The sequence below is a fragment of the Ketobacter sp. genome (assembly GCF_003671495.1).
In the GTDB taxonomy this organism is placed as follows: domain Bacteria; phylum Pseudomonadota; class Gammaproteobacteria; order Pseudomonadales; family Ketobacteraceae; genus Ketobacter.
Genome location: NZ_RCHN01000006.1, coordinates 179,259 through 203,550, shown reverse-complemented (window position 1 = coordinate 203,550; position 24,292 = coordinate 179,259). Strand labels below are relative to the sequence as shown.

Genomic DNA, 24,292 nt, shown 5'->3' with positions numbered 1-24,292 from the left:
TTTACAGAGTCCCAATCAAGTGCTTTGATTAGTCAAGGAAAGTGAAGTAGTTCTCATTTTCCTGGTCATCATTCTTTTAATAACCATCAAGGATCACTGGATGTCACACGTTCAGGACTCACGTTTTCTGGGTGGTGTGAATGAGCTTACTGTCATCACCACCATAAAAAGGGGGCGCACACAGGATGGTGTGCTGACATACAAACAACAACTGCAGAAAGTTCTGGACTCCGTCGTGAATCGGGAATCGAAAGGAATTCCCACCCCGATTCGACTGGTTCAGACCATACACTTTGCTCGCTGGATCATCTGGGAGGACCCTTCTTCCCAAGAGGACAAGCTGATCTTCACCTCCAATTATGACGGCAGCATGTGGCAATACCTGAGAGACTTCTCGACCCTGATTGCAGCGGACATGGATCGGGTTTGGGGTAACTGTGAAGGTTACCCGCAGCAGGGATGCCGCGACTTCGACGCCTTCTGGCAATACGTAAAACAGCATCAGGTGAAAACCACCGCCTTCTACGCAGCGATTCCCGACGAGTCCCTGTTGCGAAGACAATCCCTGCGCAGTTTCAAGGCCAACTTCGATCGCTTTATGGCGGAGTGGTATGCTGATGAGCGCCGGGGATGCAATGGTGAGTTTCGTCAGGCGTTCGATCGCTTCGTCAAAGAAAATCAGACCTACCTCAATCTTGAATCCACTGATCCGGAGCGGCCAAGTGAACACGGGAAAAAATCATCTTCAGCTTGATGATATTCAGGCTCACCTCATTCGCAGTGCCCGGCCATCAGCGGCACGTTATTACTTTCTCACCATCACCAACCCCCAGGAATTTGCCCGCTTTATCGCAGCGCCGGCGTTCCGGCAATTGCTGATATCCGATGGGAATCTGCATACTGAGGGTGGTACCGCCATCGCCAGCCCTTGTTTTCTCAACATCGGGTTCACCTACAGTGGCCTGCAGCGCATGGGGCTGCCGGAGCATCTGATCCGCCAGTTTCCGCCCGCCTTCCGGGAGGGGATGGCCCGCCGGGCTCAGTTTATCGGCGACCAGTGGGGGGATTACCCCACCCAATGGGAGGGGTTTTATGGCAGCCCCCATATCCATGTGTTCCTGGGGGTTAATTACGTACCGTCTCTGGAGGACGAATGCGCGAGGCCGCCACAGGAGTGGAGCGACGCCGATCGCGACCGGCACTTCAAGATCATTGATGACTGTGTTGCCAGCCTGCGACAGGAGCAACCTGAATTTCCAGGCTGCCATTGTCTGGCCCAGGAACAGGCCCATGTCATTCGTTACCAGAGCCTCATTCGGGAGCACTTCGGCTTTGTGGACGGCATCTCCCAACCACGCATCAACGACGGCATGCCGGGCTGCGCGGTTGCCGGCAAAAAAGAATCACGAGAAGCGGATTGGGCGCCATTGGCCGCGGGGGAGTTTCTGCTGGGGTACCAGGATGAGCTGGACCTGAAGAACCGCGAACCAGTCACCAGCAAGACCGATAAGGCCGCCGCAGGCGACATCAATCCCCTGAGCCCGGTCCAGCAAGATCCCGACAAAGCGGCGTTCCAGGCGTTGACCATGAACGGTTCCTTTCTGGTGTACCGAAAACTGGAGCAGGATGTGGCTGCCTTTCGCGATTATTGCCAGGACGACGCGGAACTGGCCGCCAAGCTAGTGGGTCGTCAGCAGGACGGCACGCCGTTGACGGGGGGGCACCCCAAGCCCAAGCAGAATGACTTTGATTACCACGACGATACTCAGGGTGAGCGCTGTCCGTTCACCTCCCACGTGCGGCGGGTCAATCCGCGCCTGACCCTGAATGATGGCGTGGACGAAGGCACGTCGCTGGTGGATCAGCACCGAATCATCCGCCGGGGCATGCCCTACGGCCGCTTTATCGAACCCGGTGAGTGTGCCGCATCGGCACCCGCTGAACCCCGGGGTCTGCACTTCTTTTGCTATAACGCCCGCATTGATTCCCAGTTTGAGTTCATCCAGAAGAACTGGATCAACAACTGCGACTTCATGCATATGCCAAGTCCCATCATTGACCCCATTGTCGGTAGTCGTGGGCCGGCGGATTTGGGGCAGTTCTCCTTCAACCAGCAGCGCCTGCCGGTGTTTGGTTTGAAGCAGTATGTGCATGTAAAAGGGGGCGAGTATTTTTTTACACCCGGGCGCAAGGCACTGGGGTTGATTGCGGGGCTGGCCCAACCCATCAACCCTTTCCAGATTCCCAAGCAGCATATTGACACCTTTCAGCCGGAGTCCTCTGATCCTCTGGATGTGGCCCGTTACGTGGACGCCACCGCCTTGTTAAGCGGCAAGCGCTTTGTGAAACTCAAGCTGGATGCCGGGGGCGCGGAGCGTTTCTATTATTACTTTGCCCATCCGGAAGATGTGATGAGCATCCTCAAGCAAACCGCGTTGTTCACCAACGATCACTATGCGCGCAAGATTCGAAACCTCACCGGTGGCACCATGCTGTTGTCCCGACCCAACACCGCGGAGCGCGTTGAACTCAAGGCGCAATCGGCACAGCAGATTGAACACCAGGGCTTTCAGCAACAATTGAAAACCCTGTTGCAGGCACCCTTGCAGGAAATCCGGAACGCGTTTCTGCAGACGGGGCAGCTGGAGCTGGTGGAGGGCTTGGCGCGCCAGTTGCCGCTGCAAGTGATCAAAGGGTTCTATGGTGTCGCTGCGCCGGAAGCCGTCGCTAAACGTATTCTCTCCAAAACCCAGATCGCTCACTTTTTTGATCGGGCGGATTTTGCGGAACTGCCGCCGGTGTGGCAGACCAAATATGACGAACTGGGCTTTTCCACCACGCCGGACCAGACCCTGTTGTTTTGGGTACGGATGCTGTTCATCGAGGTGTTCCTGAATCTTTACAACGCAGACTACCTCACGGAGCTTGCCAAGAATGCTTCAGGGGAACTGATCGAGCATCTGGATGCACAGGTTCGCCAGCGCATTGAGGCTGCCGAGGATGACGGCACTTTAATGTCCCGCTTCATCCAGCTGTTCCAGCAGCACTATGGTGACTCCGGGGATGCCTTGGTCAAAGCGGTGCGGCAGAGTGTGCTAGAGCTGATGGTAGGGAGTACCGACACCACGGCGAAAGGCATCAGCATGGTGGTGAAATCCCTGCTGGAGATGGGCAACGATCTGGTCAGTGGATTGCAGTTTTTGGCGGCCAGTCAACCGGGGGTGTCTGACGCCGCCAAACCGGCGGTGATGGCCCAGGTCAAACAGGCACTGGAAGCCTGGAGAATGGCGGACGAGTCCACCAGGGCCGCCATGGAGCCCGGTCTGGACCCTATGCTGGACCAGGCCATCGTGACCTGCCTGCGCCTGAATCCGGTGGCGCCGGTACTGCCGCGCTATTGCACCAACGGTGCAACCTATACCTCCTCAGCCGGGGAGGTGCTGAACATTGAGCCGGGGTCGGTGGTATTGCTGGTGTCCCAGGTGACCATGGGGGCCAATCTGAAGCATCAGGTCTCACCGCAGCAGGAGCCGTTTATTTTTATGGATGGAACCCCCCATGCCTGCATGGGGCATCATGTGGCGATGCTGGAAATCCGGGAAGCGTTGAAAATGCTGCTCACCCTGCCCAATGTGCGGCCGGCGGCGGGCAACCTGGGGGATATGACCTTCAAGTACAACATGCCGGCGAGCATGCTGTTGCGTTGTGACCGGGCAGACTGATCAGGCAATCCCTTGTTCAGGCAATCCGGTCTTTCAGGTAATGCAGCTTGTCCAAAAAGGGGCGATGGCCTGTGATCTGTGCAAAATCATGGGCCAGCTCCAGATACACCAGGCTGGCGTCGTGGTCTTCCCGACGCTGCAGTTCCTCCACGTTGTAAACAGCGGCCTGATAACCCAGCAGCGCCATGTTTTTCTGCTTGGCGATGTCCAGCGCCAGGTCGATCAGTTTGTCGGCCTGGCGTTGCTGGTCCATGGCGTTGTGGACTTTGGCCAGGGTCAGACAGGCCCAGCCGTGATGGGCTTTCTCGTTGGTTTCACTGGTGACGGTGAACGATTTCCGCGCGTAAAGATGGGCTTTATCCAGGTTCTGCAACGCCAGCTGGAGCTCCGCCATGGCCTGGAACAGATAGAACCAGGTGTAACGGCCCCCTTTGCGATAGCAGCTGGGTTGCACGGCCTGCTCCAGCACCTTTTCCGCCAGCTGCAACTCACCGCTGCCCACCAGTGCCTGACCGAGTTTGGCTGAGACTGCCGGCACCATGGTGTGGATGGCAAATTCATCGCAGATGGTGAGTGCGGTATCCAGTATGCTGCGGGCACTCTGGTAATCGCCCACGGCCAGCAGATAGTAGCCATAGGTATCGTAGATCATGGCTTTGGAATAGGGGTGTTGAGCGCCTTCTGCGATTTCCACAGCACGCTGGATGACGTTTTCCGCGTCCGCCAACTGTCCCAGTTCCACCAGGCTGTTGCCATAAAAAGTACGGCAGAACACGCTGGGGTAACCGGTCCAGCCCAGACGGCTGACTTCCATATCGCCGGTCAGAATTCTGAGGATGCCTTGCTCCAGCCGGATACAGCTGTCGAACTCACCCATGGCATGATAGACCATGGCGTGATTGTAGTTAGCGGCGATCTGCAGTGGCACGTGTTGAATCTCATTGGCCAGCTCCACCGCCCGGCTGGATGCACTGAACGCCTCCTGGTGCTTGCCCACCATCCACAAAGCGTTGGTGAGCTGACACAGGATCGAGCAGGTGCGTTTGGGCTCTCCCACGGCATCACAGAGCTTTTCTGCTTCCTTCAGGTCCCGCACCAGACGATCCTGTTCCCCCAGGGGGATCAAGGCATTCATGCCCACCGCCAGGAAATCAATGCGCTGGCCCAGGGTGTCTTTGTTCAGGGGCAGGTGCCGCAATGCCTCCAGGCCGCGATCCAGCAACAATACGGCCTGATGGTGGGAGGAACGGCCGATGGCGTGATAACAGGCCTTCAGGTAATACTCCACCGCTTTGTGCCAGTACTGGCCCATATAGGCGTGCTCCGCCAGCCGGTAGACATGTTCCTCCAGGCGCTCCTTGTGCAGGGACTCGATGGCATTCACCAGGCTGGCGTGGATCAGCCGCTTGCGTTCCCGGGGAATGGAGTCGTAGGTCACCTGGTGCACCAGGGCGTGCTTGAACTGGAACTCGTCGTTGAGCCCGTCGCTGGCCTTGATCACCAGGCCGCATTGGACCAGCTCATCAATGGCGTGCTTGGCGTAGTCGCGGGGAATGTCGGTAATGTAATCCAGCAACCCGGTGGAAAAACGCTGGCCGATGGCGGAGGCCGCCTGCAGGATATTTTTGGCCAGCTTGGAACGCCGGTCGATGCGGGTGGAAATGACCGAGTGGATGGTGAGCGGCAAGGTGTCCGGCAGGGTGTTCAGCCCCGAGGTGTAGCTGCCCGGTTCTCCCCAGATCAGATTGCTGTCCATCAGGTGGTGAATCATTTCCTCGATGTAGAGAGGGTTGCCCTCACAGCGACGGCTGATTTCATCCCGCAAGGTGATCAGGCTTGGGTCCTTGCCCAATACGCCCTTCAGGTAATCGCTCGATTCCAGGTCGGTGAACGGTTTCAGCTCCAGCAGACTCACATTCTCGTTCAACCAGCTGGCCTGATATTCCGGGCGATAGGTGACGATCAGCAGGCTGGTGTGGTCGTGCACGGATTTGACCAGTTGCTCCAGCAGCGTTTGGCTTTCACCGTCGATCCAGTGCAGATCCTCCAGCAGGATCACCAACGGCTTCTGGCGCGCCAGCTCATCCAGTAGGGCCCGCATGGCTTTTCTGGCCCGCTGCCGCTTCTGCACCGGCTCCAGGCTGTTCCAGCTCTGGTTCTGGATCGGCAGATCCAGCAGGAAGTGATAGGCCGACTGGTGTTCCGCAAAGCTCTCGTTCAGGTTGGCGATTCGATCCCGCAGTTTCTGCGCGATATCCAGCTGTGAATCGGAATCCTGCACGTTGAGCCAACAGCGAATGATGTTGGAAAAAGGCAGATAAGCCGTGCTGCGGTTGTGGGAGTCGCAGGCGGTGGTGAGCACATGATATTGGGTGGGGTTTATGCCCTGCAGAACCCGGGTCACCAGGCGGGATTTACCCACCCCGGGCTCAGCACAAATGGCCACACAGCGGCCACAGTGTTCCCGGGTTTCTGCCAGGTTCTGCTGGATCAGCTTGACTTCGTTGTCGCGCCCCACAAAAGGGGTGTCACCCAGTTTGCTCTCATTGCCTTCATCCTGGCGCACACGACCCTGGATCTGGTACAGCTCCACCGGCTCATCCAGGCCTTTTACCTGCACCGGACCCAGGTTGTCCACCCGGATCTGTTTCTGAGCCGCGTGGTAGGTGTCCTTGGAGATCACCGCGGTATTGGGCCGGGCCAGCACTTCCATGCGATGGGCCAGGTACACCGTGGGCCCCAGGGCTTCATAATCCACCGAAAAGTCGTTGTAAAACGGCTTCATCAGCACTTCACCGGAATGGATGCCGATGCGCACGGCAATGCCGGTACGCTCAAACTCGCTTTTCACGGATTTCAGCATATCCAACGCCGCGTAGCAGGCCCGAAGCGCATGGTCTTCATAGGCCACCGGAGCCCCGAAGATCACCATCATGCCGTCGCCATCCACCCGGTTGATCATACCACCGTAGCGATGGGCATTTTGCTTGAGGGAGGAGATGGTTGGGTCCAGGTAATCAGCGCTGTCTTCGGCTTTGAGCTTGTGAATAAGCTGAACTGAATTGGTGATATCCACAAACAGGATGGTGACCTTCTTCAGCTCGGGCTGCAGGTCCTGGGTTCGTGGCGCAGAGAACTCACCTTCATTATTGGAGGATTGTTGGGCTATTTTGTTGCCACATTGGTAGCAAAATGCGTGAAAAGCTGGATTATCAGCCCCACAGTTTGGGCATCGCATGAAACGTTCTCGAATCCTGTCCGCTAGACTCGTGCAGCGCTCAAAGCACCTTGGGGACCCATGTTAATGCGAGCTGGGTCGTTTTTTGTACAACGTTTTTCACTCAATTGTTCAAGTATAAACCCAGCGATTTATGATGCCAATGTACAAATAGGATGCTCAGGGGGCAGTTTGACAGAAAATGACGGGGAAACCCTGGAAGTAGGAAGGCACCGGTGCGGTGATCGCCGCCGGGTTGCAGTTGGTCAGCACCACGATGGCATCCCCATTGGGGGTTTTAGAGGCCTGAACCTGTACGATGCCTTCGTATTTGAGCCAGCTTTGCGCCTGCTGTAGGGCAGACTGAATATCAAGTTTCACAGCGTGCATTGCGTTACCATGTTGACAGTATGTTCTCTCCAACTAACCCCGGAAGCCGGACCCAAGATTAAAAAAGTGTTGGTAAGGGGCTCGCATCCCTTACCAACACATACTGACCGTTCCAGAGCGTCCATACTCATGGCCAGTTGGTGCTCGCATAGTTGTGAGTTCCCCGAACTTGGTATTCGGGGCAGGCACTTAGAACGAAGGGTGCTCGCGGTGTTCTTAAGCGCCTGATTTAAATAGTAGTAGCATTCGGCATGGTTTTTTATTGGCAAAATACCGAGGCATTTTGTGAAAAATTACCAAAATTGCGGATTCGCGGCGGGACTGGTCACTGATTGACGGTTTTTCTGATTGCTTTATCAGTGTGCTTGGCGTGCACCAGCATGTCGTTTTCCAGGGTCATGGCTGCGTAGGAGGCCAACCCTTTCACCAACGGCTCCAACTGGCTGGAGAACGCGATCACATCCTGATTGAAGGCGTTGCGCGCATTGATCAGCTGCATGACGCCAATCACTTCCTGAGCATGGTTCAACAGCGGCACGCTGAGGAACGATTTGGAGTGATAGCCGTACTGCTGATCGAAGCTCTTCATACCCGAGAAATCAAAGGTGGTGTTGTTATAGGCGTCATCAATATTGACCACCTGTTTGCTGATGGCGGTGAAGGTGGCCACGTTCTGCAGATTGGGCTCTCCATCCACCTCCAGCAGCAGGGGGGAGATGTCCCTGGATTCGGATTCGAATGCGGTAAACGCCAGGTTCAGGGAGTTGTTCTTCAGGGCCACAAATTCCAGGCGCTTGGGCGCGTCATCCCGGTACCAATAGATAGTGCCGCCGTCCGCCCGGGTGACCCGCATGGCTTCGTCCAGTACCCGCTCAAATATGGCGTCGGTGCCCTTGGGTTGGGAAAGCCGCACCAAGAGGCCGCCTTCGGCATGTTCCAGCTCGGCACTCTCCAGAATCGTCGCCATCAATGCTGCCAGGGATTCAATGATGGCAATCTGGGTTTCGGAGTAATGGGCCACGGTGCCAGACAGCGGATTGAGTGGATTCACCAGCTGGATAACCCCCAGCACCCGGCGTCCGGGTTTGATGACCGGCACCGACAGCACCGACCGGGTGCGGTAGTCGAACAGGTCATCAAAGGCCTTGATGCCGCAGATATTGAACTGGGTGGAGTTATAGACATCCTCCACACACACAGACTTGGCCTGCAGAGCACAATAGGCGGCAATACTGTGGGTCTGGTTGTTGTCGGAATCGGTGGTCTGTACCCGGATGGGGGTGAGGGCGGATTGGCCCGGCTCACAGAATTTTTGATTCAGGCCCAGGGATTTGTTCTGGATCATGGCGTAGTCCAGGCGCGGCCCGGCTTCGTCTTCCTCCAGTAAATACAGGGTCGCTCCGTCGCAATGGGTGATGCCCTGGCATTCATTGAGGATGTTACTGAACAGTTTCCACTTGTCGGTTTCGGTGGACAGTGATCGGGTCAGATTGATCAGGCGCCAGAAAAAAGCGTCTTGATGGAAAATGGCCATGGAATACTCCTGCAAGTCCTAATCCCTCCAGTTTAGTACCTGGGGGGGTATTCAGGAGTATTCCACTGTTATTTCTTTCACACAGCCACGAACTCTGGCGGATAAACGACCAGAACTGTGACGGTTTTCACGATGGCGACCGGGCCCTGCAATGTCGTCTGGCCACCAGCAAAACCATCAGGTTAAGCGATAGCCAAAGCAGGGCGCCACCGCTGCCTTTGTTGTCCAGAGACGCCAGGTTTTCGGAGTCGTTGCCGGCTCCGTCAAAGTCCACGCTGATGGTCTCCACCACCTGGTTGTCTGCGCTGTCCACATCAAAATCGTCCCCGTTGGTGCTGGCCACCTGATGACGGATGCTGAGATTGCTGAGGGCGGTCTGCAACTCCAGTTCCAGGGAGTGCACACTGGCATTGGTGATGTTACAGGTATATTGCGTGTTGCCACTGTTGAGGGTGCAGGGGGTGCTGTCCAGACGGGCACTGATCAGGGTCGCCGCGCTGCTGGTGATGGTGCCGGTGAGCCGAAGGTTCAGGGTGCGGTCGCTGCGGGCAATGGCGGTGATGTCATAGCGGGTGTTGACGATGGAGCCGGGTTCGGCAAATGCCGGGTTGCCGCTGTCCACCACCAACGAGGCATTAATGGGGAAGTCGAAGCAGGTCTCGATGTTGTTGATGGCGTTCAGGTTGGGTGCCAGCGCGTCGTGGGAACAACTGGAAAAGCCGCTGGCGGAAGGGTTCAGTTCCGCAGCCATGATGAAGGCCGAGGAAGAACAGGAGGTGACGCCGGGATCAACACCGTCGTGCAGGAAACCGAAATTGTGGCCGATTTCATGGGCGACGATGATGGAGGTCAGGGCGGTGCGATTGCTGCCGCTGCCGAATACCTGCGAGGTGCCCATGGCGTAGCCGGAACAGAGTAAAGGAAAGTCCGGAGTGGGGAAGCTGGCGTAAGTGGGGCCGAAGGCAATGCCGATGGCGGGGCCTGCGTCGGCGTAGTTACGCCCGCTGATGAAATGCAGAATGGAAAACACATTGGGGTCGAACGAGGCGGTATCACCGGCCACCCGCTGGGCCTCCATGTCGTCCAGCACCGCTTCGATGTCGTTGCCGCCGCCAAACTGGTCACCGGAACCGAAGGCCATGCGCAGTTTGTTAAACGCGATCTTGAATTCCTGCTGGTAAAGCAGGTCCACGTATTCGGTGATGGCAATGGCCTGGGATTGATAGCTGGAACCAAAATCGGACTCGAACTGGCTGTCAAACACCAGGGTGAGCTGACCGACCAGGCACACGCCTTCCACAGTATCGTCACAGTACGTGTCGTAATCGATCTGCAAAGCCCGTGGGGTAAAGTTGCGGGGTGTAATGGTCTGGCTGGCGGCGGGGGATTGTGTTGCAGCGGACACCTGAGGGGTGAACCCACACTGACCCAGGCTCAGGTCCTGATTGAGTGTCTGGGCCACAAAGCGGTTGGTTGCCGCTGCGCTCTTGGCCTCACCCTCAGGGCTGAGCGCGCTGATCAGGTGAAGCTGGCCGTCGTGGAGCAGCAGGCCCTGCCACTGGCCGTCGATGTAGGCGGCCCGGCCTTTACTCTCCGGGAAATCCCGCAGGTGTACCCCATAGAAACGGGTGGAAGAATCCGCCGGTTGGATGCCGTAGCGATCGATGTTTCTGGGGGTCAATTCCAGCGCCATGGGTTGGCCGGCAACGTCCAGATAGAGAGTGCTCTGTGCAAAGGTCAGGGCACTGGTGGCCCACATCAATAGGGTGCAGCAAAGGCGTAGAAAACTAAATGAGTTATGGTTTTTCATATTGTTATCCGTACTTCCATTCAACACCGACTATGGCTCAGTTCGGTGCGCTTTATCCAATATTTTTTTGATAATACGTGAAGTGGCCACAAATCCAAAGGTGGCGGTCACACAGGTTGAGGCACCGATGCCCCCGGCGCAGTCCAGTCGTACACTACTGTCAGCGTGGGCCGGAGGGCGGGTGGAGCACACGCTGCCGTCTGCCTGTTGAAACAGAACCGGCTCATCGGAATAAACGCACTCGATACTGAAGCGACGTTTCAGGTTACTGGTATAGCCGTGGTCCTGCCTGAGCTTTTTCCGTACCAGGGCCAGCAACGGGTCCTGCTCCGCCCGGGTCAGGTCGGCATAATGAATGCGGGTGGGATCGGTTTGGCCGCCGGCGCCACCGACCACATAAATGGGAATCTTGTTGCGCTTGCAATAGACAATCATGGCGACCTTGTGCTTCACACTGTCGGTGGCATCCAGCACGAAGTCGAACTCCGGTCGCATTTTTTCGGCCACGTTGGCCACGGTGACGAAATCCATGTCGGGGTGACAATGCAGTTCCGGATTGATGGCCAGCAGGCGTTCCGCCATGGCCTCCACTTTGACCCGGCCAAACTGGCCGCCCAGGGCATGGATCTGCCGATTGGTGTTCGAAACACAGATCTCGTCCATGTCCACCAGGGTGATTGCGCCCACGCCGGAGCGGGCCAGGGCCTCTGCCGCCCAGGAGCCCACGCCGCCAATGCCCACCACACAGACGTGGGCCCGCTGCAGGATGTCCAGGGTGCCGGCACCATAGAGGCGTTCAATGCCCCCAAAGCGATTTTGGTAGTTGTCAGACAGCATGAATAAACCTGGCCCCGGCAAGGGCGCGCCGAGGGACGCGCAGCATGAAAACCGGGGATTATAAAGGAGCGGGCCCGGGAGTGAAATGAGGGCGTGAAAAGCGGACGTGGACAGAGCGATGCTCAGGGTGCCCTGACCCCGGATTAGTTTTATACTTGTCGAAGTATGAAATTCCGGGAGAACCCATCAGGTGGATAACCGTCAGTTGGCGAAGGCCTTCAAAGCTCTGTCACACCCCAACCGATTACAGATCTATCAGGAGATCATACAGCGCCGGGCCCTGTCTTCGCAGGCGTTGGCGGGCTGTGCCCTGACGGACTTTATCAATGCGCTCAATGTGGGGGCGCCCACCGTATCCCACCACATCAAAGAGCTGGTGAATGCGGAGCTGATCAGTGTGGAACGTCAGGGCAAGTTTGTAACCTGTTACCTGAACGAAGCCACCTACCGGAATTTGCAGCAATTTTTCCAGGAGCAGGTGTGATGCAATACAAAGGTTATGTTCACCCGGGATTCAGCGTGGTGGCCTCGGAGTTTGTGCGCCAGATTCCGGATGATGGGCGCAGCGGCGCCGCCCTGTCGGTGTATTACCAAGGCAAGGGTGTCGTGGATATCTGGGCCGGAAAGCGGGACAAGCAGGGCAATCCCTGGTTGGAGGATACGCTGGCCCTGTCCTTCTCCACCACCAAAGGTGTAGCCTCGGTGATGATGCACATTCTGGCGGACCGTGGACTGATTGAGTATGACCGGCCGGTGGCTTTTTACTGGCCGGAATTCAAAGGTTCCGGCAAAGATGAGATCACCATTCGCCACCTGCTGTGTCACCAGAGCGGGTTGTATGACATTCGCGGCATGATTGATGACGCCACCCACATGCTGGATTGGGAGCACATGATCGACCGCCTGGAACGGGCCACACCCAGCCATCGGCCGGGCACCAGCCACGGCTACCATGGTCTCACCTATGGCTGGTTGCTGGGGGAGGTAATGAGCCGGGTTACCGGCAAGACCTTTTCTGAATTGATGTTCGAATTGCTGGTGGTGCCGTTGGGGTTGGACGGAATGTTTGTGGGGCTGCCGGATGAACACATGTCGCGGCGGGCCATCCTGGCGGCTTATGCGGAAGCATCCCGGCCACCTTCCGGGTCTGCTGGGTCCCGTTCCCGGCCCAGCCTGATGCGCCGGGCCCAGGGGCAATTGATCAGCCGCGGTGTCCGCCTGTTGGGGGCTGACCCTAACGGCTTTGTGGCCGGTTTGGCGCCCCGCGGTATCGGTCGCCTCAGTTTTAACGATCCGAAGGTGGTGCAGAGTTGCATTCCAGCCGCTAACGGCATGTTTACCGCCCGCTCATTGGCGCGTATGTACGGTGCTATTGCTGAAGGTGGTGAGTTGGACGGCGTGAGGATTCTATCGCCGCAACGGGTGCGGGCCATGGCGGAAATCCAAAGCCGGCGGGTGGATCGGGTGGTGCCGTTACCCATGCATTGGCGACTGGGCTTCCATCGGGTGTTCACTACCGGTCCGCGGACGCCAGAGGCCTTTGGTCATTTTGGCTGGGGTGGCTCCGGCGCCTGGTGTGATCCGGGCCGGCGTCTGGGGGTGGGTTTCATCGTCAACAGCAGCGGGGGAACATCACCCTTTGGTGATACCCGCATCGCCCGGTTGAACGGGGCGATTATTCGCTGTGCAGAGCAGGTGGAAGGGCGGCGTGGACCGTTCCGTAATATCCTCACCGACCGGTTTTACGACCTGGTGAACTGAGCGTCTGCAACCGCTAGGTCCAGTCCCGTAGCTGGGCACCCTGAGCATCAACAAACTTGCCCAGTACCAGCAGCACGGCGTCAAACAGTACCCAGAAACCGAGCCCGCCCAGGGTCAGCATCTGCAGAATCCCGGTGCCCACCTTGCCCACATAAAAACGATGGGTGCCGAACAGGCCAAACACCAGGCACAACAACAGCGCCGGCAAAATTTTTCGTCGGGACTTGGGGCGCTTAGGTTCGACTGACAACGGCGCACTCCTGATGGCGGAAGCAAGTGGTCAGATGATCGTTCACCATTCCCATGGATTGCATGTACGCGTAACAAATGGTGCTGCCCACAAAATTGAAACCGTCTTTCTTCAGCTGCTTGCTCATGAGGTCGGATTGAGGGGTGGAGGCGGGCACCTGAGCCATGGACTTCCAGCGGTTCTGCTTCGGCTCCCCATCCACAAACTGCCAGATGTATTCTGAAAAACTGGATTCCCTTTCCACGATGGCGAGGTAAGCCCGGGCGTTGCGAACGGCACTTTCCACCTTCAGGCGGTTGCGGACGATACCGGGGTTGGTCAGCAGCTTCTCGATTTTTTTGGGTGTGTAGCGCGCGATCTTTACGGGATCGAACTGATCGAATGCAGACCTGTAATTTTCCCGCTTGCGCAGAATGGTAATCCAGCTCAGGCCGGCCTGGGCGCCTTCCAACAGCAGGAACTCGAACAGAACCGTATCATTGAAACAGGGCACGCTCCATTCGTCGTCATGATACTGTCGATACAACTCGTCATTACCACACCAATCACAGCGTTTCAGGTTCATAGGGGGTCTCGCTACCAGGCCGAGGCAGCATCATAACCAAAATATGACAAAACAGAAAAAAATCCCCGCCATCGCGGGGACGATGCGGGGCAGGAATAGCGCGGTTTTCGGTTGTTATAGTTATTCTCGGTACAAAGTCCGTATTGGGAGACAGATACAACATCTAGTTATGGAATAACCAGTACACTACAAGATAGTGCGCCATATTGGCCTTATCAAGGCGACTTGCAGTGGAAAAGCTGTGGATAAAGTGTGGGGTTGCTGTGTAGATTGAAAATTTTGCCTAGCTCAATTAGAGGCTGCTGTTATAACCTAGGCTACAAAATTTGAACGATGCGCTTGATAAAACTGGCGCAGTTGTCGTATACAACCTATCTTTGTAGGTAAGTCGTTAAAAAAACATAATATTTTTATAGACATAGCAAGGTTCAAGAGGTCGCAGCCATGCGCACAGATACCAACGAGAACAGCCAGCCCTATGTGATAATCGTCGAAGATGACGAACGCCTGGCGGAATTGACCGCGGAGTACCTGCGCGGCAATGGTTTGAAGGTGGAGATCATCGGAGACGGTAACCTGGCCATCAGCGCCATCATTGATCGCCAGCCGGACATGGTGGTGTTGGACCTGATGCTGCCCGGGGCCGACGGCCTGGAAGTGTGCAAGAGTGTGCGCGACAAGTATAAGAAGCCCATCCTGATGTTGACCGCCCGGACTGACGACGTGGATCAGGTGCTCGGCCTGGAAATGGGCGCCGATGATTACGTGGCAAAGCCGGTCAAACCCCGGGTGTTGCTGGCCCGAATTCGGGCGTTGCTGCGACGGTCTGACAGCAGTGACGCGCAGCAAGAGAAAAACACGTCAGAGTCCACCCAGAACCGCCTCGAGTTCGGAGATCTGGTCATTGATAACAGTGCCCGTGAAGTCTGGTTGGGTGGGGCGGCCGTGGATCTCACCAGTGCTGAATACGACCTGTTGTGGTTGCTGGCTTCCAATGCCGGCTCCATCTTGTCCCGTGAGGAAATCTTTGAGCGGTTGCGGGGGATTCAGTATGACGGTCAGGATCGTTCCATAGATGTCAGGGTGTCGCGGATTCGCCCCAAGGTGGGAGACGACCCAATGAATCCCCGCCGCATCAAAACCGTCCGCAGCAAAGGTTATTTGTTTGTCAGAGACCTCACCTGATCAGCGGGTGAGGCAGGCTGTAAAGGTTGAAGCCCTTTGAACAGTATTTTCCTGCGCATTTACGGTGGCATGATCATGGTCTGCCTCGTAATCGGTATTGCGTTCTACGTATCCCTCGAAGCCATTAATTTCTTCCGCCTGCAGTATTTTCGCAGTGCCCTGATCACCGGGCCGGTGCAACTGATTGCGGACCTCACTGCCAGTCAACCGGAGGACTACCGGGAGCGCTGGGTGCAGGAGGTGGGCCACATGCTGGATTCACGCATGACGCTGGTAGGCCTGGATCAATTGGAGCTTACCACCACCCAGCGTGAGGAGCTGAAAGAGAATAAGGTGGTTCTGCGCATCCTGGATGAGTTCAACCGGGAAGGTGAAGCCATTGTCTCGATTCCCTATCGGGAGGGGACGCGTTATCTGGTGGCCCGGGGGGAATACATGACGGAACAGCAGGGTCGCGGTATGGCCGAGCTGATCGCTCAGTACCTGTCCCGCTATCCGGTAAACGAATGGAATGCCCGCCTTGCCCAGATCAATAAAACTTTCGGCTTTCCCGTGCGCCGCATCGCGCCGTTTGAAGTCAAACTGGACGACGACAAAAAGCATCGCCTGTTCAATGAGGAGCAGGCCGTGGCCAATTTTGCCGGCAACCGCGGCAACAACACGCAGATCACCGCCTATAAACTGCTGAACGAAACCGGCGAGGTGCTGCAGCTCGGGCCCCAGAACATGTTCAACTGGTACCCGTTTGAGCTGATGGCAGTGATGGTGGTAATCGCGTTGGGGCTGGTGGGGTTTGCGGTTTATCTGTTGGTGAAACCCCTGGAAAACCGGCTTTCCGCACTGGAAAAAGCGGTGTTGCGCATCCGTGGGGGTGACCTCAATGCGCGGGCTCCGGTGGAAGGCTCCGATGCCATTGGCCAGTTGGCGGGCACCCTGAATGGGATGACTGAGCACATCCAGCGCCTGCTGAATTCCCAGAAAGAATTGACCCGGGCGGTATCCCATGAGCTGCGCACGCCGGTGGCCCGGATTCGCTTTGGTCTGGAAATGCTGATCGACGCCGATAACGACGAGCAGCGATTGCGGCAGGTGGATCTTATCGACCTGGATATCGAACAGCTGGACAAACTCATTGATGAGATTCTCACCTATTCCAAGCTGGAGGAAGGCACTCCGGTACTGGATTTTGTGATGATCGACCTGGATGCCCTGATGCGGCGGGTGGAGCAGGAAAGCAAGGCGCTGTCCGGCGACAAGGCGGTGGTGTATGTGCCGCCGGACCTGCCGGAGGAGCGTTGCTACGCGGAAGGGGAAGAGCGTTACATCCATCGGGTGGTGCAGAACCTGGTAGGCAATGCGTTACGCTATGCCCAGGGCCGGGTGGAGATCACGTTCTCTGCCATGGGGGATGTGTTTCGTATTGATGTGCATGATGATGGCCCGGGCATTCCCGAATCCGATCGCAAGCGGGTGTTCCAGCCGTTCACTCGCCTGGACGACAGTCGCACCCGGGCGTCCGGTGGCTATGGGTTGGGGTTATCGATCGTGAACCGGATCGCCTATTGGCACGGTGGGCGAGTGCGGGTAGGGGAGAGCGAATTGGGCGGGGCCAAATTTAGTTTTCTCTGGCCCCGTTTGCAAAGTCTCAGGGAGTCGAACTAAGCCGCCGGATCGTCTTCCGGCGCGACGGCCAGTATGCCGCGCAGGTTCTGCTGGCTGCACAGCCTGGCCGTGTTGATGAACTCTTCCATATAGGGTGACTCTGCCTGATCCTCACGAATGGCGGCATACAGGTTCGCCCAGATGCCGTCGTCCCCCAGTGAGCGCGCCACCACATAGCCTTTTTCCAGATAATCCGTGATGCCCCAGTTTGGCAGGGCGCATACGCCACGACCGGAGGCCACCAGTTGAATGATCATGATGGTCAGCTCCGCAGTCCGGGTGTGGGCCGGTTGCACGTTGGCCGGCAGCAGGAAGTACTTGAAAATATCCAGCCGTGCATGCTCCACCGGGTAGGTAATGAGCGTTTCGCCGGCTAGGTCCTGGGGCAGAATTACGGGTTTTTTGGTCAGGGGGTGATGCTTGGCCACGCACAGCAGGGCTTCATACTGAAACAGGGGAATATAGCGGATGCCCGGCAGGTTCTGCGGATCGGAGGTGATCACCAGGTCCAGTTCTGCCCGCGCCAGTGCCGGCAGGGGATCAAAGTTGAAGCCACTGATCAGGTCGATCTCCACGTCTGGCCAGTCTTCCCGGTATTCGTCAATGGTGGGCATCAACCAGTCAAAACAACTGTGGCATTCAATGGCAATGTGCAAGCGGCCCTGCTTGCCCTCGGCCAGACGTACGATATCCTGTTCTGCCTGCTCCACGGCCGGCAGCACCTGTTCCGCCAGCTGCAGCAGCCGTTCTCCACCTTTGGTGAACTTCAACGGCTTGGATTTGCGGATCACCACCGGTTGCCCCAGGCGATCTTCCAGTTCTTTCAGTTGATGGGAAAGAGCGGATTGAGTGAGGTGCACCTGTTGCGCGGCATCCACCAGGCTGCCGCAATCCCTCAGGGCGACGAGCGTGCGTAAATGTTTGACTTCAATGCGTGCCATGCTTTGGTCCGGTATGGGGGTAGTGCCGTGTGGCGATAATGCAACAGCGGGGTATTGTCACCCAGACCCGGGCCAAATAAAAGTTCGTAGCAGGCAAATTGCATAGGCAGTGGGACGTTCGCAAAAAGCGCGTCAAACGGCCTGTCGCAATGCCGGCTCAATGGTTGGAGTGCAAGGCAACTGGGCTTGTGCCGGGCCGGCATCCACCTGCTTGGCCTTAGCCTTTAACCTGAGCGCTATATAATCTGACAAGTGTTGCGCTTCCTGCGGGCTCAGGCGCAGCCCCAGTTTGCTGCGGCGCCAGAGAATGTCGTCGGCGCTGTGCGCCCACTCCTGTTGCATCAGGAAATCCACTTCCCGCTGGAACAGCCCGGCACCAAAATGCTCGCCAAGATCAGTAAGCTGCCGACAATCTGCAAGCAGTGTGTGAATGCGCGTTCCGTAGGCGTTACACAACCGGCGGCAGTGTTCGCCATCCAGCCACTCGTATTGATGTTGCACCAGAGCCACCCAGACATCGAAATCCGTGTCACCGATGTCCCCGCCGGGCAGCACGGCAGCATCCGTCACCGCCGGTTGCAAGTTCTCCAGGTGGGGCGCAAGCGCTTTCATGGCGGCCTGGGCCAGCCTGCGGTAGGTGGTGATCTTGCCGCCGAAGATGCTCAACAAGGGGGCTTGGTTCTGCTCATTGGTCTGTAATTCCAGCGTGTAATCCCGGGTCATGGCCGAGGGGGAGTCCGACTCGTCATCACACAGGGGGCGAACACCGGAGTAGCGCCACAGCACGTCTTCGCTGCTGATGGCGTGCTTGAAATGGCGATTAACGATGTCCAGCAGATAGGCTTCCTCTTCGGCATCCATGGCCACCTGGGCGGGATCGCCATGATAGGCTTTGTCGGTGGTGCCGATCAGGGTGAAATCATCCTGATAGGGAATCACGAAGACGATGCGCTGATCTTCGTTTTGCAGGATGTAGGCCTGATCGCCCTGGTACAGTTTGCGGGTGACCAGGTGGCTGCCCTTGATCAGGTTTATTTTACGCGGCGAGGTCGCCTGCAGATTCTGCTCGATGAAGCGCTGGGCCCAGGGGCCGGCGGCGTTCACCAGTGTTTTGGCGGTGCAGGTTTGGCGCTGACCGCTGGCAATGTGCTGCAACGTGATGTGCCACAGGCCATCCTGTCGCCGGGCATTGAGGCAGCGGGTTTGCACCTGGATGTCGGCTCCCTGCTCGTGGGCGGACAACGCATTGCTGATCACCAGGCGGGCATCGTCCACCCGGCAATCATAGTATTCGAAACCCTTGACGATGGAATCCTGTAAAGGGTTGGCGGGATGCTGGTCATTGCCATGGAATGCCAATCCCCGGGAGCCCGGGATCCTGTTGCGGCGGGCCAGGTGATCGTACAGGAACAGGCCTGTACGAATCATCCAGGCCGGGCGCAAATGGGGGCGATGGGGCAACACGAAACGCAGGGGTTTGATCAGGTGGGGGGCCTTGTGTAGCAGGATCTCCCGCTCCGCCAGGGCTTCACGTACCAGTCGGAATTCGTAATGTTCCAGATAGCGCAGGCCGCCGTGAATCAATTTGCTGCTGGCGGAGGAGGTTGCCGCGGCCAGGTCGCTCTGTTCGCAGAGCCCCACTTTCATCCCCCGGCCCGCCGCTTCTGCCGCAATGCCGCAGCCATTGATGCCGCCACCCACCACGAAAACGTCATAACTGTTTGATAAGTTGACATTTTTCCGGTCGGTGGCGGTGCCATGGATGACGCTTTGAAGAGGGGGGTGGCTGTGCATGATTGCGCTACCTTTAGTAATCAAATCGTTTCGTACAGCGTGTTATTCAAGTTTATTTGCTTTCGTTTGTTTTCGCAATAGAAATAAAACGAAGATTTCGTGACAGTAAGCGCGCATAACGGGGGCTGACAAGCGGTAAGGGGCTTTGGGGCTTCAATGAAGGGGCGTGGAGTGGGCCCGTGAAAAGGCCTTCTGGAGAAGAAAGCCGGCGGCTGGGGCCACCGGCTTTGCTGGCGGGTGAGCAGGATGGACTGCCCCGGTTGACTTATCGGGAGACTTTTTCCAGTGTGTTGATGCTGATGTGGGGCCAGCGGATCAAGCCGGGCAAGCCATCAAAGCGGGGGAAGAAATCCAGCATCACGACCTGCAAATACTGCATACGCAACTTGCCCTCGAGCTCCTGAATCCAGAATGTGGACTTCATCGAGGCCGCGTTGGCCTGCTTCACCACAAACGGAATGTTGACGATGCCACCGCTTTCGATTTCCGTATCAAACATCAGCCGGGTGATGCGCTTGAATTCGAGGTTGCGATTGGCGACGTTCAGCAGGTCGTGAGGATCTTTTGGGTTGAAGCCGGGAAACCCGGACACTGTGTCTGGCACAGTGCCCCTGAACGGTTTCTCCACATAGTGGGAATAGGGCGTCATGTAGCCGAGCTTTTGGCGGGTGGGTAATTCCGACGGCAGTGGCGGCAGCTCCGGGTTGACGCCGATGGGAAGGCCGTTAATGCCCGGGATTCTGAATTTCTTCAGGGCCTCCGGATCCTCGATCACTTTGCTGGTGCCCAGTGCCAGCACTGAATCTCCGTGTGGAATGGTGGCAAGGCGGGCAATATCCACGTTGTTGGAACGTTCATCCTTCATGTGCAGGAAGAGCCCGGGTTCGTGATGGATGGTGGAAGGCACATCCCCTTGCAAGCCGCTTGCCACGATGTCTTCACTGCCGTCCTCCTGAATGGCAATCATGCGGTCTTCGGCGGCGACCTGGGTAATCACCTGCTTGTAGTCCAGACCAATCAGGAATTGGTCCGGGTCCTTATCCTCTTCCTGTTTGTTGGGGTCGTTGCGGAGTACGCCGCGATTGGGGATGTTATCGTCCACCTCCAGAAATTCCAGAGTCTCACTATACTGGTTCATGAGCAGTCGATAACTGAACTTGGGGCCTTCGGTGGGCAGGGCAATCATGTTCCAGCCGGTGTCCTGGCTTTTCCATTTGCCAGGCAGCAGCTTGAGCACGCCCAGGTTTTCATCCCCTTCCCGGGCGGGGCGAACTTCTCGGCGGGGGCGGCGACGGTGGCACTTGTCCATAATTCGATGGGTAGACATGGTAATATCCTTATTGGCCTGAATGGTAAAAAGGATATTACTGAGCCCGGTGCCACGCTGTCCGCAGCATAGTGCCTAATTGGAATCGGTAATTTTTATCATGGCAGCCGAGCCTGGCTCAGGGCTGCAGGCGCTGGATGCCCCATTGCTCCCCGTCACGCAGATACTCAAACCGGTCATGCAGGCGATGGGGGCGCCCCTGCCAGAATTCCACCCGTTGCGGCACAATCTGGTAGCCACCCCAGAAGGTGGGTAACGGAATGTGCCCTTCACCGAACTTGCGCTTCATTTCCGCCAGTTTTTGCTCCAGCAGACCGCGGGAGCTGATGGCTTTACTCTGGTCGGAAACCCAGGCGCCAATCTGGCTTTCCCGCGGCCGTGAGGAAAAGTATTTGAAGGATTCCGCTTTGCTGATGCGGCGTACGCTGCCCTGTATCGAGACCTGTCGGTTCAACCCCAGCCAGGGGAACAGGGCGGCGGCTTTGGGGGTGTGCTCTATATTGTGGGCTTTGCGGCTTTCGTAATTGGTGAAGAAGACAAAGCCCTGTTCATCAAAATACTTCAGCAGCACCGTGCGCACCGTCGGTTGGCCGGTGGCGTCCACCGTGGCCAGGGACATGGCGTTGGGTTCCAGGATACCGGCGTCGCGGGCATCCTGAAACCACCGTTCAAACTGCTGTATGGGGTCGTTATCAAGATCTTCTCGGTTGAGTCCGGCGCTTTCAAATTCGCGCCGCATATCGCTAATGTCCACGCCAGATTCCGTCCGTCAGGTTGTGCTCAGTTTGATTCCAGGTCTTCGTCCGCCACCAGGGTGGTGACCCCCGCTTCCTGCAGCAGGCTGCGGAAATGCTCGTCCGGTGCGCGGTCGGTCACCAGCACATTCAGGTCAGAAACCTGCCCCAGTTTGATCATGGCGTGACGGCCAAATTTGGTGTGATCGCAGGCCAGTAATACCTGCCGGGAATTCTTGATCAGGGCCTGGGCCACCCGCACCTCCTGGTAATCGAAATCCAGCAGGGAACCGTCGTCGTCAATGCCGGAGATGCCGATGATGCCAAAGTCGGTGCGAAACTGGGACACAAAATCCATGGTGGCTTCACCGATGATGCCGCCGTCCCGGCTGCGCACCTTACCGCCGGCGATGATGACGTCGAAATCCTCTTTGCCGCTGACGATGGCGGCCACGTGCAGGTTGTTGGTGATGATCTTGAGGCCGGTGTGGTCCAGCAGCTCCTTGGCGATGGCTTCGTTGGTGGTGCCGATATTAATGAACAGCGAAGCATGATCCGGTATGTGTTGCGCCACCCGCTTGGCGATGCGGTTCTTTTCCGGGGATTGCTGCAACTTGCGCTGGGCGTACTCGATGTTCTGGGTACTGGGGGCGGCGCTGGCACCACCGTGAAAGCGTCGCACCCGGTTCTCAGCCGCCAGGGTGTTGATGTCCCGACGCATGGTTTGCGGAGTTACCTCAAAATGGCTCGCCAGGTCCTCTACCGAGACAAAACCCTTGGCGTTCACCAGTTCCACAATGTGTTCATGGCGGGCGGTTTGCGATAAATTGGCCACGTTACTTTCTCGCTCGTTACTTCTGTCTTTATTATAGGGTGTGTTCGTTTCGTGCTGAATGATACACCAAATGGTGACTGATTCGGTTTGTTATCGAAAATCAGCTATGATCCCAGGCTGCCGTTGCACGACTGTAAGCATCAGCACATTGACCTACAGTTGCCCACAGTGATCGAATCGACCCAAAACCTGGATTGATCACCGGCCTAACATAACAAGGAAGACTCAGCCATGAGCCAATTTTTGCTTTCCATTGACCAGGGTACCACCAGTTCGCGGGCCATCGTGTTTGACCAGCGGGGTACCATTGTGACCTCAGCCCAAAAGGAGTTCACCCAGTTTTTTCCGGCGGATGGATGGGTTGAGCACGATGCTGAGGAAATCTGGGAAACCACCCTGTCAGTGTGCCGGGAGGCGCTGGAAAATGCCCAGTTGCAGGCGTCGGATATTGCCGGCATCGGCATCACCAATCAGCGGGAAACCACCATCCTGTGGGATCGTGCCACCGGCAAACCGATTCACAAGGCCATTGTGTGGCAGGATCGCCGCACCTCCGCGCTGTGTCTGGAACTCAAGAAGCAGGGCCTGGAATCCCAGGTGCAGGACGCTACCGGGCTGTTGATCGACCCGTACTTTTCCGCCACCAAGGTGGCCTGGATTCTGGACCAGGTGGAAGGGGCCCGGGCGCGGGCGGAGCGGGGCGAGCTGGCCTTTGGCACGGTGGACAGCTTTCTGCTGTGGCGGCTTACCGGTGGCGCCAGCCATAAGACTGATGCCACCAACGCCAGCCGGACTCTGTTGTTCAATATTCATAGTCAGCAATGGGACGATGCCATGTTGGCCATCTTCCGGGTGCCAAAGGCCGTGCTGCCGCAGGTGGAAGACAGCGCCGCGGACTTTGGCGTCACTCTGCCGGAGTGGCTGGGTGGGCCGGTGCCTGTGGCAGGGATTGCCGGCGACCAGCAGGCGGCGCTCATCGGCCAGGCCTGCTTTCGCCCTGGCATGATCAAGAGCACCTACGGCACCGGTTGTTTTATGATCCTGAACACCGGTTCCGAGGCGTTGGCGTCGCAGAACCGCCTGTTGACCACCGTGGGTTATCGGTTGCAGGGTGAGGTGACCTACGCCCTGGAAGGCAGTATTTTCATCGCCGGCGCCGCCATCCAATGGTTGCGGGACGGCATCGCCCTGATCTCCCACGCCCGCGAAACCGAGGCCATGGCACAGGAAGTGGGGGTGGAACACGGCGTGTACATGGTGCCGGCGTTCACCGGGCTGGGGGCGCCCTATTGGGACCCGGAAGCCCGGGGTGCCCTGTTCGGGCTCACCCGTGATACCGGGATCAAGGATATTGTGACCGCCGGGCTGCAGTCCGTGGCCTATCAGACCAAGGACCTGATCCACGCCATGGAGGCGGATGGCGCCGGCAAACCCACCACCTTGCGGGTGGATGGGGGTATGGTGGCCAATAACTGGGTGGTGCAGTTCCTGAGTGACGTACTCAATGTCAACGTGGACCGCCCGGCAGTGATCGAAACCACAGCGCTGGGGGCGGCCTATCTGGCGGGGCTGCAGGTGGGGGTGTACAAGTCCCTGGAGGATATTGCCTCGCTCTGGCATTGCGAGCGCCATTTCAGTCCTGCCATGGATGACGGGCTGCGCGATCGACTCTATAACGGCTGGCTGCGGGCAGTGGCCCGGGTGCGCACAGCGGACTAAACCCGGCTC

General features: G+C 57.4%; 19 protein-coding genes. 7 read left to right on the top strand and 12 right to left on the bottom strand.

The window, feature by feature from the left end; translation table 11 throughout:
• Nucleotides 1-100: 100 nt before the first annotated feature.
• Nucleotides 101-754, top strand: coding sequence for a hypothetical protein (locus D9N14_RS02335; RefSeq protein WP_290576443.1), 654 nt, complete (start codon nucleotides 101-103; stop codon nucleotides 752-754).
• Nucleotides 723-3,722 carry a Dyp-type peroxidase domain-containing protein gene (locus tag D9N14_RS02330; protein ID WP_290576441.1) on the top strand — a complete coding sequence of 1,000 codons (3,000 nt, stop codon included), beginning with the start codon at nucleotides 723-725 and terminating at the stop codon, nucleotides 3,720-3,722. Before D9N14_RS02335 ends, D9N14_RS02330 begins: the two co-directional genes overlap by 32 nt.
• A gap of 16 nt (nucleotides 3,723-3,738) precedes the next feature.
• On the opposite strand, the gene D9N14_RS02325 is transcribed toward D9N14_RS02330, so the two are convergent.
• The 5 genes from D9N14_RS02325 to tcdA form a co-directional block, all read right to left on the bottom strand.
• Complete coding sequence (locus D9N14_RS02325) at nucleotides 3,739-6,960, bottom strand: adenylate/guanylate cyclase domain-containing protein (RefSeq protein ID WP_290576439.1); 3,222 nt, start codon at nucleotides 6,958-6,960, stop codon at nucleotides 3,739-3,741.
• Between the two features lie 159 nt (nucleotides 6,961-7,119).
• Nucleotides 7,120-7,329 (bottom strand): hypothetical protein, encoded by a 210-nt coding sequence (locus tag D9N14_RS02320; protein ID WP_290576437.1) that lies wholly within the window; start codon nucleotides 7,327-7,329, stop codon nucleotides 7,120-7,122.
• 325 nt (nucleotides 7,330-7,654) lie between these two features.
• Nucleotides 7,655-8,863, bottom strand: coding sequence for a GAF domain-containing protein (locus tag D9N14_RS02315; RefSeq protein ID WP_290576435.1), 1,209 nt, complete (start codon nucleotides 8,861-8,863; stop codon nucleotides 7,655-7,657).
• Between the two features lie 127 nt (nucleotides 8,864-8,990).
• Entirely contained in the window at nucleotides 8,991-10,622 is a 1,632-nt protein-coding gene (locus D9N14_RS02310) for a M12 family metallo-peptidase (protein WP_290576433.1), read from the bottom strand.
• An 81-nt stretch (nucleotides 10,623-10,703) separates the two neighbouring features.
• Nucleotides 10,704-11,510 carry a tRNA cyclic N6-threonylcarbamoyladenosine(37) synthase TcdA gene (gene tcdA / locus D9N14_RS02305; RefSeq protein WP_290576431.1) on the bottom strand — a complete coding sequence of 269 codons (807 nt, stop codon included), beginning with the start codon at nucleotides 11,508-11,510 and terminating at the stop codon, nucleotides 10,704-10,706.
• A 190-nt stretch (nucleotides 11,511-11,700) separates the two neighbouring features.
• Between tcdA and D9N14_RS02300 the strand changes: the two genes are divergently transcribed.
• Together D9N14_RS02300 and D9N14_RS02295 are read left to right on the top strand one after the other, a co-directional pair.
• Nucleotides 11,701-11,994 carry an ArsR/SmtB family transcription factor gene (locus tag D9N14_RS02300; protein WP_290576429.1) on the top strand — a complete coding sequence of 98 codons (294 nt, stop codon included), beginning with the start codon at nucleotides 11,701-11,703 and terminating at the stop codon, nucleotides 11,992-11,994.
• A complete protein-coding gene (locus D9N14_RS02295; RefSeq protein WP_290576573.1) occupies nucleotides 11,994-13,271 on the top strand; it encodes a serine hydrolase domain-containing protein in 1,278 nt (425 codons plus the stop codon). The genes D9N14_RS02300 and D9N14_RS02295 overlap by 1 nt, the downstream gene beginning before the upstream one ends.
• A gap of 13 nt (nucleotides 13,272-13,284) precedes the next feature.
• On the opposite strand, the gene D9N14_RS02290 is transcribed toward D9N14_RS02295, so the two are convergent.
• Both D9N14_RS02290 and D9N14_RS02285 read right to left on the bottom strand, forming a co-directional pair.
• Nucleotides 13,285-13,521 (bottom strand): TM2 domain-containing protein, encoded by a 237-nt coding sequence (locus D9N14_RS02290; RefSeq protein ID WP_290576427.1) that lies wholly within the window; start codon nucleotides 13,519-13,521, stop codon nucleotides 13,285-13,287.
• The gene (locus D9N14_RS02285) at nucleotides 13,505-14,086 is read right to left on the bottom strand and encodes a DNA-3-methyladenine glycosylase I (RefSeq protein WP_290576425.1); all 582 of its coding nucleotides are present in this window, start codon (nucleotides 14,084-14,086) and stop codon (nucleotides 13,505-13,507) included. The genes D9N14_RS02290 and D9N14_RS02285 overlap by 17 nt, the downstream gene beginning before the upstream one ends.
• A gap of 444 nt (nucleotides 14,087-14,530) precedes the next feature.
• Between D9N14_RS02285 and D9N14_RS02280 the strand changes: the two genes are divergently transcribed.
• Nucleotides 14,531-15,271, top strand: a complete 741-nt coding sequence (locus D9N14_RS02280) for a response regulator (protein ID WP_290576423.1) — start codon at nucleotides 14,531-14,533, stop codon at nucleotides 15,269-15,271.
• A 36-nt stretch (nucleotides 15,272-15,307) separates the two neighbouring features.
• Complete coding sequence (locus tag D9N14_RS02275) at nucleotides 15,308-16,933, top strand: ATP-binding protein (protein WP_290576421.1); 1,626 nt, start codon at nucleotides 15,308-15,310, stop codon at nucleotides 16,931-16,933.
• Here D9N14_RS02275 and D9N14_RS02270 read toward each other — a convergent pair.
• From D9N14_RS02270 to D9N14_RS02250, 5 genes are all read right to left on the bottom strand, one after another.
• The gene (locus tag D9N14_RS02270; protein ID WP_290576419.1) at nucleotides 16,930-17,874 is read right to left on the bottom strand and encodes a LysR family transcriptional regulator; all 945 of its coding nucleotides are present in this window, start codon (nucleotides 17,872-17,874) and stop codon (nucleotides 16,930-16,932) included. The genes D9N14_RS02275 and D9N14_RS02270 overlap by 4 nt on opposite strands.
• Before the next feature lie 132 nt (nucleotides 17,875-18,006).
• A complete protein-coding gene (glpD, locus tag D9N14_RS02265) occupies nucleotides 18,007-19,668 on the bottom strand; it encodes a glycerol-3-phosphate dehydrogenase (protein ID WP_290576417.1) in 1,662 nt (553 codons plus the stop codon).
• A 265-nt stretch (nucleotides 19,669-19,933) separates the two neighbouring features.
• The gene (locus tag D9N14_RS02260; RefSeq protein ID WP_290576415.1) at nucleotides 19,934-20,995 is read right to left on the bottom strand and encodes a heme-binding protein; all 1,062 of its coding nucleotides are present in this window, start codon (nucleotides 20,993-20,995) and stop codon (nucleotides 19,934-19,936) included.
• 118 nt (nucleotides 20,996-21,113) lie between these two features.
• Nucleotides 21,114-21,749: a pyridoxamine 5'-phosphate oxidase gene (gene pdxH, locus D9N14_RS02255; RefSeq protein ID WP_290576413.1), complete on the bottom strand. Its 636-nt coding sequence runs from the start codon at nucleotides 21,747-21,749 to the stop codon at nucleotides 21,114-21,116.
• Nucleotides 21,750-21,775: 26 nt separating this feature from the next.
• Nucleotides 21,776-22,564, bottom strand: a complete 789-nt coding sequence (locus tag D9N14_RS02250; protein ID WP_290576411.1) for a DeoR/GlpR family transcriptional regulator — start codon at nucleotides 22,562-22,564, stop codon at nucleotides 21,776-21,778.
• A 231-nt stretch (nucleotides 22,565-22,795) separates the two neighbouring features.
• Between D9N14_RS02250 and glpK the strand changes: the two genes are divergently transcribed.
• Nucleotides 22,796-24,283 (top strand): glycerol kinase GlpK, encoded by a 1,488-nt coding sequence (glpK, locus tag D9N14_RS02245; protein WP_290576409.1) that lies wholly within the window; start codon nucleotides 22,796-22,798, stop codon nucleotides 24,281-24,283.
• The last annotated feature ends 9 nt before the right edge of the window (nucleotides 24,284-24,292 follow it).

Excerpts from the sequence above, each read along its gene's own strand:
- D9N14_RS02335 (WP_290576443.1), top strand. The coding sequence starts at position 101 with ATGTCACACGTTCAGGACTCACGTTTTCTGGGTGGTGTGAATGAGCTT.
- D9N14_RS02325 (WP_290576439.1), bottom strand. The coding sequence starts at position 6,960 with ATGCGATGCCCAAACTGTGGGGCTGATAATCCAGCTTTTCACGCATTT.
- D9N14_RS02320 (WP_290576437.1), bottom strand. The coding sequence starts at position 7,329 with ATGCACGCTGTGAAACTTGATATTCAGTCTGCCCTACAGCAGGCGCAA.
- D9N14_RS02315 (WP_290576435.1), bottom strand. The coding sequence starts at position 8,863 with ATGGCCATTTTCCATCAAGACGCTTTTTTCTGGCGCCTGATCAATCTG.
- D9N14_RS02310 (WP_290576433.1), bottom strand. The coding sequence starts at position 10,622 with ATGTGGGCCACCAGTGCCCTGACCTTTGCACAGAGCACTCTCTATCTG.
- tcdA (WP_290576431.1), bottom strand. The coding sequence starts at position 11,510 with ATGCTGTCTGACAACTACCAAAATCGCTTTGGGGGCATTGAACGCCTC.
- D9N14_RS02295 (WP_290576573.1), top strand. The coding sequence starts at position 11,994 with ATGCAATACAAAGGTTATGTTCACCCGGGATTCAGCGTGGTGGCCTCG.
- D9N14_RS02285 (WP_290576425.1), bottom strand. The coding sequence starts at position 14,086 with ATGAACCTGAAACGCTGTGATTGGTGTGGTAATGACGAGTTGTATCGA.
- D9N14_RS02280 (WP_290576423.1), top strand. The coding sequence starts at position 14,531 with ATGCGCACAGATACCAACGAGAACAGCCAGCCCTATGTGATAATCGTC.
- D9N14_RS02270 (WP_290576419.1), bottom strand. The coding sequence starts at position 17,874 with ATGGCACGCATTGAAGTCAAACATTTACGCACGCTCGTCGCCCTGAGG.
- glpD (WP_290576417.1), bottom strand. The coding sequence starts at position 19,668 with ATGCACAGCCACCCCCCTCTTCAAAGCGTCATCCATGGCACCGCCACC.
- D9N14_RS02260 (WP_290576415.1), bottom strand. The coding sequence starts at position 20,995 with ATGTCTACCCATCGAATTATGGACAAGTGCCACCGTCGCCGCCCCCGC.
- glpK (WP_290576409.1), top strand. The coding sequence starts at position 22,796 with ATGAGCCAATTTTTGCTTTCCATTGACCAGGGTACCACCAGTTCGCGG.